At 56.1% G+C, this 17,646-nt stretch carries 14 protein-coding genes; 5 read left to right on the top strand and 9 right to left on the bottom strand.

The features are described 5' to 3' along the window. Positions 1 to 79: 79 nt before the first annotated feature. A complete protein-coding gene (locus GWQ31_RS09450; protein WP_275909209.1) occupies positions 80 to 658 on the bottom strand; it encodes a phasin family protein in 579 nt (192 codons plus the stop codon). A gap of 245 nt (positions 659 to 903) precedes the next feature. Between GWQ31_RS09450 and GWQ31_RS09445 the strand changes: the two genes are divergently transcribed. After that, a complete protein-coding gene (locus GWQ31_RS09445) occupies positions 904 to 2,874 on the top strand; it encodes an SDR family oxidoreductase (RefSeq protein WP_265462308.1) in 1,971 nt (656 codons plus the stop codon). A gap of 49 nt (positions 2,875 to 2,923) precedes the next feature. Here the strand turns inward: GWQ31_RS09445 and GWQ31_RS09440 are convergent, their stop codons facing one another. Next, entirely contained in the window at positions 2,924 to 3,820 is an 897-nt protein-coding gene (locus GWQ31_RS09440) for an alpha/beta fold hydrolase (protein WP_275909208.1), read from the bottom strand. Between the two features lie 171 nt (positions 3,821 to 3,991). Here GWQ31_RS09440 and GWQ31_RS09435 point away from each other — a divergent pair, with 171 nt between their 5' ends. The 4 genes from GWQ31_RS09435 (at position 3,992) to fabA (ending at position 8,770) form a co-directional block, all read left to right on the top strand. Continuing rightward, a complete protein-coding gene (locus GWQ31_RS09435) occupies positions 3,992 to 4,312 on the top strand; it encodes a YebG family protein (RefSeq protein WP_021138886.1) in 321 nt (106 codons plus the stop codon). A gap of 300 nt (positions 4,313 to 4,612) precedes the next feature. After that, the gene (locus tag GWQ31_RS09430; protein WP_275909207.1) at positions 4,613 to 5,890 is read left to right on the top strand and encodes a site-specific integrase; all 1,278 of its coding nucleotides are present in this window, start codon (positions 4,613 to 4,615) and stop codon (positions 5,888 to 5,890) included. A gap of 262 nt (positions 5,891 to 6,152) precedes the next feature. After that, positions 6,153 to 8,129: a Lon protease family protein gene (locus tag GWQ31_RS09425; protein WP_275909206.1), complete on the top strand. Its 1,977-nt coding sequence runs from the start codon at positions 6,153 to 6,155 to the stop codon at positions 8,127 to 8,129. 80 nt (positions 8,130 to 8,209) lie between these two features. Beyond that, the gene (gene fabA / locus GWQ31_RS09420; protein ID WP_005315696.1) at positions 8,210 to 8,770 is read left to right on the top strand and encodes a 3-hydroxyacyl-[acyl-carrier-protein] dehydratase FabA; all 561 of its coding nucleotides are present in this window, start codon (positions 8,210 to 8,212) and stop codon (positions 8,768 to 8,770) included. Positions 8,771 to 8,854: 84 nt separating this feature from the next. Here the strand turns inward: fabA and rmf are convergent, their stop codons facing one another. The 7 genes from rmf to pyrD form a co-directional block, all read right to left on the bottom strand. Beyond that, a complete protein-coding gene (gene rmf, locus GWQ31_RS09415; RefSeq protein WP_010674759.1) occupies positions 8,855 to 9,031 on the bottom strand; it encodes a ribosome modulation factor in 177 nt (58 codons plus the stop codon). A gap of 162 nt (positions 9,032 to 9,193) precedes the next feature. After that, positions 9,194 to 10,831 carry a DUF3466 family protein gene (locus GWQ31_RS09410; protein ID WP_275909205.1) on the bottom strand — a complete coding sequence of 546 codons (1,638 nt, stop codon included), beginning with the start codon at positions 10,829 to 10,831 and terminating at the stop codon, positions 9,194 to 9,196. Between the two features lie 8 nt (positions 10,832 to 10,839). Beyond that, positions 10,840 to 12,750: an ABC transporter ATP-binding protein gene (locus tag GWQ31_RS09405; protein WP_087755692.1), complete on the bottom strand. Its 1,911-nt coding sequence runs from the start codon at positions 12,748 to 12,750 to the stop codon at positions 10,840 to 10,842. A gap of 71 nt (positions 12,751 to 12,821) precedes the next feature. Beyond that, positions 12,822 to 13,061, bottom strand: coding sequence for a glutaredoxin family protein (locus tag GWQ31_RS09400; RefSeq protein ID WP_275909204.1), 240 nt, complete (start codon positions 13,059 to 13,061; stop codon positions 12,822 to 12,824). Further along, a complete protein-coding gene (rlmKL, locus tag GWQ31_RS09395; protein WP_275909203.1) occupies positions 13,061 to 15,256 on the bottom strand; it encodes a bifunctional 23S rRNA (guanine(2069)-N(7))-methyltransferase RlmK/23S rRNA (guanine(2445)-N(2))-methyltransferase RlmL in 2,196 nt (731 codons plus the stop codon). Before rlmKL ends, GWQ31_RS09400 begins: the two co-directional genes overlap by 1 nt. A 747-nt stretch (positions 15,257 to 16,003) precedes the next feature. Beyond that, on the bottom strand, positions 16,004 to 16,540 hold the full coding sequence (locus tag GWQ31_RS09390) for a cell division protein ZapC (protein ID WP_275909202.1): 537 nt from the start codon (positions 16,538 to 16,540) through the stop codon (positions 16,004 to 16,006). A gap of 87 nt (positions 16,541 to 16,627) precedes the next feature. Then, positions 16,628 to 17,638: a quinone-dependent dihydroorotate dehydrogenase gene (gene pyrD, locus GWQ31_RS09385; protein ID WP_265462299.1), complete on the bottom strand. Its 1,011-nt coding sequence runs from the start codon at positions 17,636 to 17,638 to the stop codon at positions 16,628 to 16,630. Positions 17,639 to 17,646: the final 8 nt, after the last annotated feature.

Raw genomic sequence — 17,646 nt, 5'->3', positions numbered from 1 at the left:
TCTCAAGCAAAACCGGCCCAGCAAGAGGGCATGGGCCGGTCAATCACTATGCCAGGCCAAGCAGGTCTGGCCGGTCAGATCAGGAGGGGGTGGTCTCGCCCTTCTCCTTGACATCCTTGGCGACTTTTTCTACCTCGGACGCCAACGCCTTGACCTCTTCTTTCACCTTGGCGATGGGGGCTGCAGCCTTTTTCACCGGTGGCTTCCTGGCCGCCGGTTTCTTGGCGACAGTGGCGGCGGCAGGTTTGGCTTCGGCAGCCGGTGCAACCGTGTCATCCTGTGCATCGACCAGTTGCTGTACTACTTCGGTCAGCTCGGCCATGCGCTTGGAGAGCTTGTCGATATCCTTGCGGGTCGGGATACCGAGGCTGGCAACGGCGCGGGCCACGCGATCCTCGAACACTTGTTCCAGACGGCCCCAGGTACCTGTGGTCTTGTCAGTGATGGCCGCGATCTTTTCGTCGGCACTCTGACGGGTGCGGGTTTGCAATGCTTCGCCTTCCTGCACCAGGGCTTCGAAGATCTTGCCCCCTTCCTCTTGTGCCTTGGCATAGGCACCCAAGCCCGCCAGCCAGATCTGCTGGGTGGATTCTTTGATGGTCGAGGTGAGCTGGTTATCGGTCACCGAGCTTGCCAGCGATTTCAATTTCTTGGCCATGATTGCTTCCTTACTGGAGAGTGGGATGAGGTAATGACAACAACCTTGGAACATTCGTTGTGGCATTACTGAGCTTTCATTCTCAGTCTATGGGGAAAAAATAGAGGGTTCTACCTAATAACGAAACAGGCAGTCGTGGTAATTTTGGTCTCGGTCACGAAGATGATGTTCGAATGCATATTTCCAATTGAAGCGTGATATATCTAACGACAACTAACAGCCCAATCAGTAAGGGAATAAATACCATGGACTATTTCATCACGGGGGGCAGCGGTTTTATCGGCCGCCGACTGATAAAAAAACTGCTGCAGCGCCCGAATAGCCGGGTGCATTTCTTGATGCGCGCAGCCCATCTTGAGCGGGTACCCGAATTGCTGGCTTACTGGGGAGTCGACGAGCAAAGGGCAATCCCGATCGTCGGAGACATGACCCATCCCCAACTCGGAGTGAGCGCCACCGAGCAGGAACCACTCGTCGGCAATATCGATCACTTCCTCCATCTCGCTGCCATCTATGACCTCAACGCCAAGGCGGGCATTCAGCAGCAGGTCAACACTGAGGGCACCCGTCAGGCGCTGCAACTGGCCGAACGACTCGGCGCTCGCTGCTTCCATCATTGCAGCTCCATCGCAGTGGCCGGTCTGTTCGACGGCCTGTTTCGTGAAGACATGTTCGATGAGGCAGAACACCTCGACATGCCCTATTTCCAGACCAAGCACGAGGCCGAGGGCATAGTGCGCAAGGAGAGCACCATCCCCTGGCGCATCTACCGACCCGGTATAGTGGTGGGGGATGCCAACACAGGCGAGATGGACAAGGTGGATGGCCCCTATTACTTCTTCAAGACTATCCAGAAGCTGCGGCGCCTGCTGCCGCCCTGGATGCCCGCCATCGGTGTCGAGGGGGGGCGCATCAACCTGGTGCCGGTCAACTTCGTGGTGGATGCCATCGATCACATCGCCCATCTGGACGGAGAGGACAACAAGGCATTTCACCTGACCGACTCCCATCCGATGCGGGTTGGCGACATGCTGAGCACCTTCTCCCGCGCGGCCCACGCGCCCGAGCCAGCTATTCGCATCAATGCGGCCCTGTTCAGCTTTATTCCCCGCCACCTGATGGCCATGCTGATGGCACTGACGCCGGTGCGCCGCATTCGCGATGCCGCCATCGCCGATCTCGGTCTGCCCAAGGATATCTTCCGGCTCATCAACTATCCCACCCGCTTCGACAACCGCGAAGCCCAGCGGGTACTGAAAGGAACCGGCATTGAAGTGCCGCCGCTGCACAGCTACGCCTGGCGGTTGTGGGATTACTGGGAGCGTCACCTCGACCCCGAACTGTTCATCGACCGCACTCTGCGCGGCCGCGTCGAGGGCAAGGTGGTGCTGATCACCGGCGCCACCTCCGGCATCGGCAAGGCCACCGCAAGAAAGTTGGCCGAGGCGGGCGCAACAGTGCTGACCATTGCCCGGGACGAGCACAAGATTGCACAGACCCAGGCCGAGTTTGCCGAGCAGGGCTTGACCCTGCAGGTCTATCAGGGGGATCTGGCGGATCTCGCCCAAGGGGAGGCGATCACCCGGCAGATAGTGGCCGAGCATGGCGGAGTGGACATCCTCATCAACAATGCCGGCCGCTCCATCCGTCGCGCCATCGAGGACTCCTTCGATCGTTTCCACGATCTGGAGCGCACCATGCAGCTCAACTACTTCGGTACCCTCAAGGTGATCATGGGTGTGCTGCCCACCATGATCGAGAAGAAGAAGGGTCACATCATCAACATCTCCTCCATCGGGGTGCTGACCAATGCGCCACGCTTCTCCGCCTACGTGGCCTCCAAGTCGGCACTCGATGCCTGGGTGCGCACCGCGGCGTCCGAGTTTGCGGATAAAGGGCTCAACTTCTCCATCATCAACATGCCGCTGGTGAAAACCCCCATGGTGGCGCCGACCAAGGTGTATGAGCAGGTGCCCATGATGACACCGGAAGAGGCCGCCGATCTGGTGTGCGACACCATCATCAACAAGCATGTACGGCTGGCTACCCGCCTCGGGGTATTCGGTCAGGTGATCCATGCCCTGGCGCCACGAGTGGCCCAGGTGATCATGAACACCAGCTTTCGCACCTTCTCGGATCCCAAAGAGGGCGGCGAGTCCAAGGCCTCTGCGGATCAGATGGCGGTCTCTACCCTTATCAAGGGGATTCACTTCTAACCTGCTTTCATCGATCAAGAGAGAGCACAAACACCAAGGGCCCGAACAATCAGGCCCTTTTCGTTTCTGGCTGGGCGCGGGCAAGCAGGGTCAGCAGCAGGGCCGTGGTACGGCGCGAGTAGATAAGGGAGAGGTGGCCAAGGGCTGCGAGCTCTATGTCCTCCATGCCCGCCATCAGCTGACGGGACTGGGGCAACACAAAGTTGTCATGACTGGTGCGCACCGAAATTCCGGGCACACACAGCGGCACGGCGGCAAAGCGTTGCAGCCAGCCGGAGCCTGGCTCCATCTCCCGCGCGTTGTCACCCAGTGCAATGGTCGCCAGCTGGCTGCCCTGATGGGGCGTCGCCAGGGTAATAAGCTGCGCCACCTTGCCACCGCCGGCCAGGGCAAGATAGTCACGGCACACCAGCCCCCCCATGCTATGGCCAATCAACACCAGCTGAGCGGCACCCGTGGCAGCCAGCACTTCATCGATACGCTTGGCCAGCAGGGGTACCATGTCATCGAGATGACCGAAAGGAGGAGTCAAGGTAACGGTGGCGACCACGTGACCGGCCGCTTCCAGACGGGCTCTTTGTACCCGCCAGATCCCGCGACTGCAACCGTAACCGTGAACCAGCAGCAAGGGCAGGGGGGAGGGGGTAAGCCTGTCCGGCGTCATCAGCAGCCGCTCAAATGGTAGCAGCCAGGTGAAGGTAAACAGATAGGCGAGCATCTCCCAAACCACCATGCGTAACCAGGCCCGCAAGCCGATGGCCGGTGCCGGATAGAAGCGGGAGAACCCCCAGGTCAGCAATACCACCAGGCAGCGCAGCCCCAAAAGCGTCAATACCACAAACAGCAGGGAGAGCAGGGGGGAGAGGCCAATGACCAGATGCGCGATGCCCCCAAGGAGCATCACCTCAACCAGCAGCAGTATGAGCAGTTGTCTTGTGATCGTCATGAGCCCATCATCCAGCTTGCTTAAAGCGGATGTCAAATGACCCTTTCATCAATGTGATAATGGCCGCGTAATCGGCCACAGTCTCTCATCATCACCCGCTTGATCTGGATATTTGCAATACTGTATATCCGTACATATACTTGTGTTCACCATCATGAGGAGGACGCCATTATGGCTGTTGAAATCAAATATGTTGTCGTGCGTGGGGGAGTGGAAAAGATGACCTTTGCCAGCAAGAAAGAGGCGGATGCCTATGACAAGCTGCTGGATACCGCCGACGAGTTGATGACCTTGCTGGCGGGGGCACCTGTCAATCTGGAACCCGAACAGCAAGAGACCCTGGCCTTCTACCTGGCCGAACAGCGTGACGTACTGCAAAACGTACTGCGCGGTGGCAAGGCGCAGGGGAGTACCAAAGAGGATCCCCAACCAATGGAAGAGAAGGCTGACGCTGACAAACCCAAGGGAAAATCCCTCAAGAGCGTGGCGTGAAGGCAAGGGGAGTAGGGCGCTAGGTTGAAGCAGTGAAACAGCAAGCTCAAACACCCCAAGATATTCACAATTTAAGAATTTACAGTCAATTTTACGGATATTTACCCCGAGAAATTTCGAACAAGGGTGCATATCCATTGAATAAACATAGAAAGTCGCCCAAACGGGTTACAACAGCCGATGCGGCATCGTACACAGCTGGATTTTTTGTCATATCATGATGCCGATAAACCCATTTATCGGCATCAGCTTTTGAACAGAGCACACGGCTCCCATCCTATAGACCAAGCAAGTGCCACCATGACCTCAATGTTACTTCCACCCGCCATGCCGCTGTTTGACGGCCTGGCTCACCTGGAGGCGGGCAATCCCCAGGTCAATCAGTATCTGGCCAACCTCAGCCTGAACGACGTGCCCGATGCAGGCCTCGTCTACGAACTGGCGGTCGACTGGCTGCTGGAGCAACGCCATAACGAGAACAACTACAAAACGTACCGTAGCGAGCTGACGACATTTCTGCACTGGTGTTTCAGCGAGCTGGCCATCAGCCCGAAAGACCTGACCCGGCGCATCATGATGCGCTATCTCGACTATTGCCAGGCGCCACCAGACCAGCTGATTGCTTACCGCAATGTGGCGCAGTTCATCCTCGACAAAGAGTGGGGAGAACGGCTACCCAATCCCTTGTGGCGGCCGTTCCTCGGCAAACGGGAGCTGGGACGTGAACTGCCGTATCGTCTGAGTGAGCAGGCAATGAAGACCAAACTCGCCATTTTGTCGGCCTTCTTCCAGTTTCTTATCCAGGAAGAGTACATGGACAGGAATCCGGCGTTGCTGTTGCAACGAGTCAAGCGACCAGTCCAGCAGGAGACCGATGAGCAGAGCCAGGCCTTCACCGAGCTGCAGTGGTCCTATGTCATGCAAGCGGCCGAGCGACTGGCAACCGAATCACCGGATCAGCACGAGCGCAGCCGCTTTCTGATAAGCCTGATGTATGCCTGCTATCTGCGCATCTCGGAAGTGGCAGCCAGACCCGGGTTCACGCCCGTCATGGGCCAGTTTCGCCGTGACGGTAAAACCGGCGTCTGGGGCTATTACATTCCACGTAGCAAGGGCGGAAAACGACGCACTGTGGCGGTGTCTCAGGCCTTGCTGGAAGCACTCAAGCGCTATCGCACTTTCTTGGGGCTAGCGCCATTGCCGGCCCCAAATGAACAAACACCACTCTTTGTACGCCATAAAGCCGCTGCGCATGGCCGTGAACAGGGAGAGCTCAATGCCAATCTCGGTATCCGTCAACTACGTGAACTGGTAATGACGGTGATCCAGACTGCCGCCAATCTGGCCGAACAGGACGGCTTTACCCAGGACGCCGCCGAGATGTGCAATCTGACGCCGCACTCCATTCGCCACACCGGCATTACCCATGACATCAATCTCAATGGTCGACCCTTATCCCATGTTCAAGCTGACGCGGGTCATGACAGCATAGACACCACCTCCAAATATCTGCACACCGGCAACAGTGAACGGCACGAAAGCGCCAACCATAAACCGCTTGATAGGTTGCATGAATGAACGTGTATTGGTGTGTCGATGAAAGGTGAGAGATAACAAATCAATGTGAGTGATACAGTGGCCAACCGAACACGCGCGCTGATAGGAGCAAGAGCTGACGTCATGAACCATGATGAGCACCAACTCGGTATCGTGTTTCATCTCATAAACAAAACCGCGCATAATGTATATTATGTTAAATTGAGTATCTTGTTTTCTGTTCCCCTAAATTGAACTGTGTATAATGGAAACAAATGATCCTATCTCCGACCGGATATCTTAAGTGGCTGAATTAACATCAGAACAACTAAAACCCGCTTTCGCGATTGAACAGTTCCCTGCACTTAGCGAGCTAGAACCCATTCCCTTCGCTGCCTTGCAACCCAGAGTGATTTCCGGCATCAAGCGCCTCGCCAGTTTTGATGGTGATTGCCCGGTCATGCTGCTCAATGGTTTCCCCGGCGCTGACTATGAAGGTGTGTGCCAGACATTGATCGCCGCCTCCAATGGCAAGGATGGTGACCTGTTTGATCTCTGCTATACGGAAAACCTGAACAACCCGTTCAAACCGATCTGGTTGCGTCTGCAACCTGGTACCGGTATCGAGTTTTGCGAAATGGTGGGTGAACTTCTCAAACTGATGAGCCACCATCTGGATGCCGAGCGTCTGGTCACTCGCATCATGCGCAAGCAGAACAACGATCCCAAGATCGATGACTTTCTTTCCGATCTGGCTGCTCATGTGGCTAAAGGACTCGAATTCCAGCACCCTGTGCTCATCAACCTGCTGATCCACCATGAAGATCAGGAAGCTCCGGTGGTTTATGGCCGGGATTTGAACTGGGATACCCTGTTCGGCTCCATCAACTATCAAACCGAGCAAGGCTCTGTTTATGCCAACCAACATCTGTTGGAGCCGGGTCTGTTGCGTCAGGCCAACGGCGGCTATCTGATATTGCAACTCGACGAGCTGCTGGATCAGCCACACCTCTGGTTCAAGCTCAAGAATGCCATTCAGAAAAGCGAGCTGGATTGGAACGCCTATCAGGAAGGCAAGACTCTGACCCCCTTCTTTACCCCGGAAGCGACCCCCATCAAGCTCAAGCTGATCCTGGTCGGTGACCGCCTCGAGGTATCCGAGTTCCAGATGCTGGACAGGGACATGTCCGAGCGTATCTTCCTTCGCGCGGATCTGGTATCAGAGGTCAACATTGATGAAGACCTGTCCGAATTTCTGCAGTTTCTGGCATGGTTGCGCGAGCGTTGGACATTGCTGGACTTCACCCCGGCCGCCCTCGCCGCCCTCTGTCGCCATGCCAGTCGCCTGTGTGACCATCAGGAGTGGCTCTCTCTGTCCGAGATACAGCTCGGTGCCATCATGCGCATGGCGGACAGCCTGGCCCGTGAAATGGAAGCCGAAACCGTGACTGATGAGCATATCCGGTTGGCCCTTGAAGAGCAGGACTACCGCCTAAATTATCTGGTTGAACAGTCTGATCAGGGCGTCATTGACGGCCAGATCCTGTTGCAAACCGATGGTGAGGAGATCGGCCAGATCAATGGCCTGTCCGTCATTCAGGTCTCGGGTCATCCCTATGATTTTGGCGAACCTGTACGTCTCACCGCGACCGTGCATCTGGGCGATGGCGACATAGCGGATGTCGAACGAAAAGCTGAGCTGGCTGGCCATATCCACGCCAAGGCGATGATGATCATTCATGGTTATCTCTCCAACAAATTTGGTGCAGAAACCCCCTCGCCGCTCTCTGCCAATCTGGTGTTCGAGCAGTCCTATCATGAGATCGATGGTGACAGCGCCTCTCTGACCGGCCTGTGCGCCCTCCTCTCTGCCCTCGCCCGCCAGCCCATCTATCAACACTTTGCCGTCACCGGCGCGGTCGATCAGTTCGGCAATGTGCAGGCGGTAGGTGGTGTGAACGAGAAGATTGAAGGCTTCTTCCGGGTGTGCAAAATCCATGGCATCACAGGTAAGCAAGGCATCATTCTGCCGAGCACCAACATCCAGCAGTTGAACCTCTCAGACGAGGTGATTGCCGCCGTCGAAGCAGGTCAGTTCCACATTCATCCGGTGGACCATGTGGAAGAGGCTATCGAGCTGCTGACTGGCTGTGTAGCGGGTGAGCCGGACATGCCGGATACCCTGTTTGGCCGGATCCAGCAGCGACTGGACGAATTGAATGGCACCGCGTTCAAGGGGGGCTTGATCCGCCGCCTGCTGGGCCGGTTGTTCAGCCTGTAATAAAGAAGAGATCGGAGTTGTTTAGCGCACAAGTGTACGCTAAATTGGCCCGGCTTTGACCCATATGAAGGATAAACAGCGTGACCGTAGACAATACCACCATTGATCCCCGCCTTTCCCTGTGTGAACAAGGCAAAGACTCGTTTACCCGTGAAGAGCTGCTCGCCTGCAGCCGTGGCGAATTATTTGGTGAGGGTAACAGTCAGCTGCCCGCCCCCAACATGTTGATGATGGATCGCATCGTCAAGATCAACGACAACGGTGGTGAGCACGGCAAGGGCGAGATCCTGGCAGAGCTCGACATTACGCCGGACCTCTGGTTCTTTGACTGCCATTTCCCGGGTGACCCCGTTATGCCAGGCTGTCTGGGTCTGGATGCAATGTGGCAACTGGTCGGCTTCTTCCTCGGCTGGAAAGGCGGTCCGGGCAAAGGCCGTGCACTGGGTGTGGGTGAAGTGAAATTCACTGGTCAGATCCTGCCGACCGCCAAGAAAGTGACCTACAAGATCACCTTCAAGCGCGTCATCAACCGCAAACTGGTCATGGGGATCGCCGATGGCGTCGTGGAAGTCGATGGCCGTCCCATCTATAGCGCCAGCGATCTGAAAGTGGGCCTGTTCAAAGATACCACTGCATTCTGATCGACTGATTTAGTGGTAATGAAGAGATAACGTAAAGGGGCCTCAATGGCCCCTTTCCTTTTGTAATGAGTGATGAAGTACCAATTACTTCATGAAGAGGCCTGAACCCCGCCCTTCCATGGCGTCTCGCCAACCACCAAGCCAATGCCCTCGGGCATCCAGGCATTGGTACGGACACGCTTCTTTCTGTTTGCCGACCACGCCAGCCTGATAACCACGAGCGCGAGCTCTTTCCAGACGGTCCCGTTTTTGTCTCTTCATCATCTACGACCCTCTTCGTGGAACAAAAAAAGCGACCAATTTTTCATCGGTCGCTTTCATCTTTACCCCACGAGATGGGCAGGGTCAAACAAAAAATGTCATGCTATCCGGTCATTGTGACACAAGACACTGAACCACATTAATTTTTAGTGACATCCCATTTTATCGTTGGTAACGGCGCAGCCAGGTAAATGGCAGGGCCAGCAGAGTCAGCCAGAACAGGCTGCCACCACCACCACTGCCACCATCCTGACCGGTCTGGTTATTGACCGGCGCATTGGCGACCACATAGCTTGCAGGCTCGTTGTTCTTGTAATCGGCAACGGCTGGCGTCAGCTTCACGCTAACGATGGTTGAATTGGTACGATTGTTGAGATCGCTCTCGCTGTTATAGCGAAAAGCCGTCGCAGCGACAGTACCATCCGTGCTGATGCCGCTGGCATATGCGATGTGATAGAAGTAGCCGTTCTGAGCGCATTTTTTGGCGCCAGCATCGTCGAGACCACAAATCAGGTCGTTCAGATACCAATTTTTACCGGTCGCGGCGTTGAGCAGGAAACCTTCCTGCATGCGGTTGGTGCCATTGACCACAGGTTGGGTCTGGTGACGAGAATCACGCCAGCCCACGACCATGTTGTGGTTGTTGATGGCGGCAGCTTCCGAGCCTGCACCGCTGATTGGGCTGTCTTGCAACGGTACACTCGCCGTCTGTTTGGTATTCAAGTTGAACACAAACATCTCGACCGGGCGGTTTTGACCCTTGTTGATGCGATAGCGCTGGTTGCCAATCACATAACCGTTGTCATTGACCCCCACAGCCCAGCTGTGTTGCAGCTTGGCGTCATCCTTGCCCGGCTCGCCTTCGGCCAGCGGTATGGTCTGGGTGGTACCGACCTTGCCACCGGCCAGATCCAGCGTCCAGTATGCCGCCAGGTTGCGGCCATCCAGGTAGTTGCTGCCAATTTCACCGGTGGAGGAGTAACCCACACCATACAAGCTGCCATTGACGTTGGCGACCCCGAGGGCCGACGCCGTCTGGATCACTTCGTTACGGCCACGGGAATACTCGTTGGCCTGGATCAGCTTGTTGAAGGTGCCAGTGCTGTTGAGCAACCAGAAGCTGGCCTGGGTGTTGAGGCCCGGGCAGTAGCGGTAGTCGCCATACTGGCCGTCGTTACCGGAGAAGCACCAGTTGTAGGTCTCGGAATTGACGGCGATGTTCTTGCCAGTGGCAGCGGTGCCGGTCACCAGGTACTGGCCGTTATCCAGCTTTTTGATGCTGGTTGGCACGCTCAGGCTGTGGGTGCTGGCGCCATCCTTTAGGCTGACGGCGTTACCTTCCTCGACGATGGCAAATGCGGTGCGCAGCTTGCCATCCATCTTGTAGCCCACACGAGTGCCAGCTACGTCACCCAAAGCGGTAACCAAGCCATCAGTTTCGTTGCTGACTAGGTCACCCACGTTGCTGCGCTGATCGGTTTTGGCCAGAAAGTCGACACGCCACTGATACGCAAAGTTGCTCTTGTCGTTCCAGAAGGCGTTGCAAACCGAGTTCGAGAGCATGCAGCCCTGCTCAAAACGGAAACGATCGACCAGGAAGTCAGCAAACCGCACAGTCGAGAAGTGCTCGGCCATGTCGTTTTTGGTGTTGATCCCGACTAGCCCGTTGCCATCGGCACTGATCGCGCTGGCGAATCCCTTGTCAGACCCGTCGACAATGGTGAAAAAGGGGCTTTGTGCCGCCTGGGCGTGCAGGCTGGCGCTGACCAGAATGGCCAGCATGGATAATTGCTTTTTCATCTACTTCCTTAGTCCTGATGTTTCAACGCTTCCAACTCCTCCCAACGGGAGAAGGCTTGTTCCAATGCAGCCTCTGCTGCATTCAGGGCATCCAGTTTGAGCTGGGTTTGATCGCTCGGCAACGCGAAGAAACCGGGATGGTTTACCTCCGCCTGCAGAGCATTCAGCTCAGTCTCCAGCTGTTCCAGTCGGGCCGGTAGATTATCCAGCTCCAGCTGCAACTTGTAAGAGAGTTTTTTGACTTTAGAGGCAGCAGGGCTTGCCACAGCGACAGGCTCTGGCGTTTTGACCTGAGCCGCTTTTGCCGCCAGCTGTGTGCTCTGCTGGGCCCGCGTCGCCATCATGTCGGCATAACCGCCCACGTAATCGCTGATACGTCCATCCCCTTCAAACAACCAGCAACCTGTCACTGTATTGTCGATAAAGCGACGATCGTGACTGACCAGCAACAGGGTGCCAGGATAGTCCGCCAGCAGCTCCTCCAGCAATTCCAGCGTTTCGACATCCAGGTCATTGGTTGGTTCATCGAGGATCAGTAAATTACTGGGCTTCAAGAACAATTTGGCCAACAGTAAACGGTTTTTTTCGCCCCCTGACAAGGCTTTCACAGGGGTACGTGCCCGCTTGGGTTCAAACAGGAAGTCCTGCAGGTAACCCAGAATGTGACGGGAACGGCCGCGCACCATCACTTCCTGCTTGCCCTCCCCCACGTTGTCCATCACCGTCTGCTCGGGATCGAGCTGATCGCGATACTGGTCAAAGTAGGCCACTTCCAGCTTGGTGCCCCCCTTGACCAAACCACGGCTGGGCTCGAGTTGGCCAAGCAGCAACTTGATGAGGGTCGATTTGCCGCAACCGTTAGGACCCACCAGGGCGATCTTGTCGCCACGCAGCACCTGCAGATCCAGCCCCTGGAACAGGGTACGATCGCCGAAGTCCAGCCCCAGCCCTTCGGTTTCGAACACCAGCTTGCCGGAACGATTCACATCGTCCATTTGCAGCTTGGCCTTGCCCTGCAGCTCGCGACGCTGGGAACGCTCCATCCGCATCGCCTCAAGGGCACGTACCCGGCCTTCGTTGCGGGTACGGCGCGCCTTGATGCCCTGACGTACCCACACCTCTTCCTGGGCCAGCTTGCGATCGAACTCGGCATGTTGCAGCTCTTCAACCCGCAGTGCCTCTTCCTTGCCTTGCAGATATTCGTCGTAGTTGCCAGGCCAGGAGGTGATCACGCCGCGGTCGAGATCGATGATCCGGGTCGCCAGCTTGTGGATGAACTCCCGATCGTGGGAGATGAAGACGATGGCGCCGCGAAAATCCTTGAGGAAATCTTCCAGCCAGTTGATGGCTTCGATATCCAGGTGGTTGGTCGGCTCATCGAGCAGCAGCAGATCCGGATCGCAGGCCAGCGCACGGGCCAGGGCCACTTTACGCAACCAGCCACCGGACAGGCTGTCCAGGGTTGCATCGGGATCGAGGTTCAGCAGGGTCAGTACCTGGCTGATGCGGGTCTCGAACTGCCAGCCATTCTGATAGTCGAGCTGTTCTTGCAGATCGCTCATGATGCGTATGTTGGCATCGCTCGGATCGTGGGCCAGCTCCATGGAGATATGGTGATACTGCTTGAGCAGCTCGCCGACACCGGCCAGCCCTTCGGCCGTGTAGTCAAACACAGTGAGGTCACTCGATGCAGGCGGATCCTGCTCGAGGCGAGTCACTTTCAGATCCTGCTGCTGTACCATGCGCCCGTCATCGAGCGGCAGTTCGCCGGCAATGATCTTCATCAGGGTGGACTTGCCCGCCCCGTTGCGCCCGACCAGACAGAGACGCTCACCGCGCTCAATGCTGAGCTCGGCATTGTCGAGCAGCGGGAAATCACTGAACGACAGACAAGCGCCGTGCAATGTTAATAAAGCCATGTTTCTTCCTTTTTACCTGATGAAAAAAGCGGGGCCAGATACTCTCTGCCCCCCTTTTTCTCTATTCGTGCTCAGCCGTGATTGGCCTGGGCAGTTACCCAGACACCGAGTTCTGCCAACGTAAAGGGCCAGCCAAGTTCGCGACCGGCCTCATCGCGCAGCACCGGAATGCGTACCCGATAAGCAGCGAGCCATTCGGCATCATTGATGATGTCACACTGGCGGGTCTGGCTGGCCAATCCGGCCTCCTCCACCAGCTGCCATGCCTGTTCGCACAGGTGGCAGCCGTCGGTGTGAAACAGGGTCAGCATCAAGCCTCCGCTGGCACGTCGGCGTGGGTGATGCTCCAGCAGTTGTGGATATGCTGGTTGCGCTCGAAGTCCTTGGGACGCGTCTTGCTCGTGATGTTCTGCGCCTTGAGGCCAGCGGCCTCGAGCCCGGCCAGATCCATCTTGAAGTGACGCTTGTTGTTGGAGAACACCAGGGTGCCATCGGCCGCCAGCAGACGCTTCAAGTGCTGCATCAGCAGCAGGTGATCGCGCTGCACGTCGAAGCTCTCATCCATCCGCTTGGAGTTGGAGAAAGTCGGCGGATCGATAAAGATGAGGTCGTACTGATCGTCCGCTTCCGACAGCCACTTCAGGCAATCAGCCTGCACAAACTTGTGCTGACGGCCCACCAGCGAGTTGAGACGCATGTTGTCCTGCGCCCAGTTCAGATAGGTGTGAGACATGTCGACCGTGGTGGTCTCGCTGGCACCGCCCAGACCCGCATGCACTGTGGCACTGCCGGTATAGGCAAACAGGTTCAGGAAGCGCTTGCCCTTGGCCATCTGGCCCAGCATGCGGCGAGTCTGACGGTGGTCAAGGAAAAGGCCGGTATCCAGGTAGTCGTAGAGGTTGACCCACAGACGGGCACCGTACTCCTGCACCTCCATCCGGTGCTGCTCTGCGGCGAGCTTCTGATACTGCTGTTTGCCCTCCTGACGCTCGCGCACCTTCAGGATCACCTTCTCGCCGTCCATGCCAGTCACCTTAATGGCGGCCTGCACCATGTCGAGCAGACGCTGGCGAGTTTTCTGGGTGGGGATGTCTTTGGGCGCGGCGTACTCCTGCACCACCAGGTAATCCTGATAGCGGTCGATGGCGGCATTGTATTCCGGCAAGTCCGCATCGTAGAGGCGGTAGCAGTCGATGCCCTCTTTGCTCGCCCATTTCTCGAGGGTTTTAAGATTCTTGCGCAGACGGTTGGCAAAGTCCTGCGCCACCTCTTTCTGGGAGGCCACGGAATCCAGTGCAATCTGGTAGTTGCGCAGCTGACATTCAAGCGCCCCGTTGAACAGACGATATTGCTTGTCGGCACGCAGACGCAGACAGCTCAGCAGCTCGGGCGAGGCAGAGAGAATGGATACGCGCCAGCCCTGGAAGCCACGACGCAAGGCATCGCCGAGTGCCTGATGCACTTCGAGCAAGGCCGGAAACTCGCCGAGACGCTCGCCATAGGGCGGGTTGGAGATAAGCATGCCGACTTGACGGGCTTCCCCCTGACTCACTTCCCCTTCAACAACGGCCGGCATCGGCAGCGGATTTTCAAGCTGGGTCACATCGGCTTGCTTGAAGGTGATGAGGTGGGCCACACCGGCCGCCTTGGCGTTGTCGCGGGCTTTCATGAGCACACGGGGGTCGGCATCGCAGCCAAACAGCTTCACTTCGCAGCGTTGCATGCCACGCTTGGCGCGCACCTGGGCTTCCATCATCAGGCTCTGCCAGAGTTCGCTGTCGTGTTGCAGCCAGCGATCGAAACCGAAGCGCTCGCGGCGCAGCGCCGGCGCCATGTCGGCGGCGATGAAGGCCGCTTCGATCAACAAGGTGCCGGAACCACACATGGGGTCCATCATGGGCTCACCGGCCCAGCCGCTACGGGCAATCATGGCACAGGCCAGGTTCTCTTTGAGCGGTGCTTCGCCTGTGCCCTGACGATAGAAACGTTGGTGCAGCGCCGGGCCTGACAAGTCCAGCGTGATATTGGCCTTGCCTTTGCCCAGATGCGCCATGATGCGAATATCCGGCGCCTTTTTGTCCACATCCGGGCGCACATGACCGCGTTTGGTGAAGCGATCAACGATGGCATCCTTGATCTTCAGCGCACCGTACTGGGTATTGCGAATGGCCGGGTTGGTACCGGTAAAGTCCACCGCTATGGTGGAGGTGCCGGAGAAGTGCTCTTCCCAAGGGATGGTGTGGGCGCCCAGATAGAGATCCAGATCGTCGTTCATCTGGAATTCGGACAGCACCAGCACGATGCGGGAAGCAAAACGGCTCCACAGACAGGCCTTGTAACCAATAGCCAGTTCGCCTTTGAAGTGAACGCCGGCGACAGTCTCACGGACCTGCTCTGCGCCCAGTGTGGTCAGCTCGTCGGCCAACAGGTTTTCCAGCCCCTTGGGGCAGGTTGCAAAAAATTCTTTCATCACGCTCACGGGGATGCCATAAAAATAGTGCCGCATTATACCTTAAGAGCCGATCCGGAGCAGCAAAAGCTTCGCGCTGGCTCTACAAACAGGGCCCGTGGACAGGTACAGGCAAGCCTGCTCCCCACCCCCATTTATCTGACATACGCAAGAAGGCTTGGCCAATTGACATATAGGAACCTGATGGAGATGTGATGCTCATGTGGGTCAGCTTGTGGGTCAGCTATAGACGAGCGGTCATCAGATGGTCCCGGATATTCATTGCCTCGTCAGAGCAAGACGCTAGGTAATGGTACCTATATCCAGGTATGAATGGCCCACCGTTCTTCACAGTAATTGCCATATCTGACAGGCGTCAAACAAGGCTCATTACGTTATTATTTTTCCGACAGAGCAAGTCCTTTCTGTAACCCCGTGTTTTGCCCTCCCGTTATCGTCCGTAAACCGGGAGGGCTATTTTTTTGGGCGCGGCCTGGCGATAGCCTATTTATGCCGGACTGTCATATCTATCAGGTTTCAGAAGAAACAATTCCCTCTAACATGACCCGGCTGTTGAAACAAACCATCCATTCCTTCTGTCGTGTGTGTTTTACGCCCTCTTATCCTGTTTGGTAGGAGGGCTTTTTTGTGGGCATAACATGAGAGGCAAAAAGTACTATGGTGCGACAGAAAAGGGGCTATTCACCAAATAGGATGGGCATTGAGGAGCAACAACAAAGGGGCAAAAAAATATCGGACGAACAAAATCAGACTAAATATTGAGCACGTTTACTTGGATGAGTATCAGCTCACCTGACGATATTGTGTCTGGGTTGCAACTCTGGCGGCCATGCGGTTGTTCATCACCTTGATCACACCAAAGCGCGGCAGGATCTTGCTGGTAGTCAGTATCAGATCTTCGGTCAGATTGAGGCACACGCTGGCCTGTTCACCGGCTTCGATCACCATGAACTCCCCCTTGCCATGAGGTGTATTCATGCACACCAAGGATCCGGTTTCAGGAATAATAAAGGGGTGGACCTCACCAAAGAACCAGCTTTGTGGCATCAGTGGTTTATAAAAGCGGCTAACAGCGATGGCATTGAGTACCAGCTGGACCTGATGTGGCGTACTCCAGTCGAGTTCGACAGCCTTGTCCATCAATTGATAATAGAGGGCAGCATCATCCACACAAAAAGGCTGGGTGGTGAAGGAGCTGGGCACCAATTGTCGCCCTTTATATTCGGTCGCGAATATCATGTGATCGGATAAATCCAGCATCAGACGATCATCATGAGCATCATAATGCCACTGCCAATTGTCATTGGGTTGGATACACATGGGGGTGCCCTTACTGAAAGTCGTTACTCGACTTTATTCCATGTCGAGAATTTCAGCAACTTTAAATAAAGGGCACCCGTTTATTTCTTAAATATGAGTCACAATTTCTTTGACCAGACTCGGGCCCTTATAAATAAAGCCGCTATAAATCTGGACCAGACTGGCACCCGCAGCGAGCTTCTCCCGCGCAGCCATGGCGCTGTCGATACCCCCTACCCCTATGATCGGCAGTGCACCGTCCAGAGCCTTGGCCAGCTGGCGAATAACCTCTGTGCTCTTGTACTGCAACGGACGCCCACTGAGGCCACCGGCTTCACCGGCATGGGGCATGTCATAGATCATCTCCCGATCCAGGGTGGTATTGGTGGCAATCACGCCATCGATCCTGTTTTTGATCAAGGATGCAGCGACCTGATTAATTTCATCCAGACTCAAGTCCGGTGCAATTTTAACGGCGAGCGGCACGTACTTTTTATATTGGGCGGCCAGCTCTTGCTGACGCATTTTGAGGGCTGCGAGCAACTCATCGAGGGCATCACCGTATTGGAGCGAACGCAGGCCCGGAGTGTTGGGGGAAGAGATATTGACGGCAATATAACCAGCATGATCATAGACCTTGTCCATGCAGATCAGATAATCGTCCTTGCCCTGCTCTATGGGAGTATCTTTGTTCTTGCCGATATTGATGCCGATGACCCCCTGGTATTTGGCTTTCTTGACCTGCGCCACCAGATGATCGACACCCTTATTGTTGAATCCCATGCGGTTGATGATCCCCTCTGCCGGAATAACCCGGAACAGACGGGGCTTGTCATTGCCACTCTGGGGTTTGGGGGTGACGGTACCGACTTCTATAAAGCCAAACCCCATGGCCCCGAATGCATCGATGCACTCCCCGTCTTTATCCAGCCCGGCTGCCAATCCGACCGGATTGGCAAAATAAAGCCCCATGACAGTGACGGGGCGTTTGGGCAATGAATGGCGGAAGAAACAATCAAGTGGCGTACCGAGAAGGCGGGGCAAATATTTGATGGAGAGATCGTGTGCCTGTTCGGGATTGAACTTGAACAAGAAATGCCTGGCGAGGGGGTACAACATTTTTGCTC

The organism is Aeromonas sp. 2MA4 (genome assembly GCF_029237305.1).
Lineage (GTDB): Bacteria > Pseudomonadota > Gammaproteobacteria > Enterobacterales > Aeromonadaceae > Aeromonas > Aeromonas salmonicida.
Note: the sequence above shows the minus strand (reverse complement) of the source record. Positions and strands in the feature narration are given on the sequence as shown.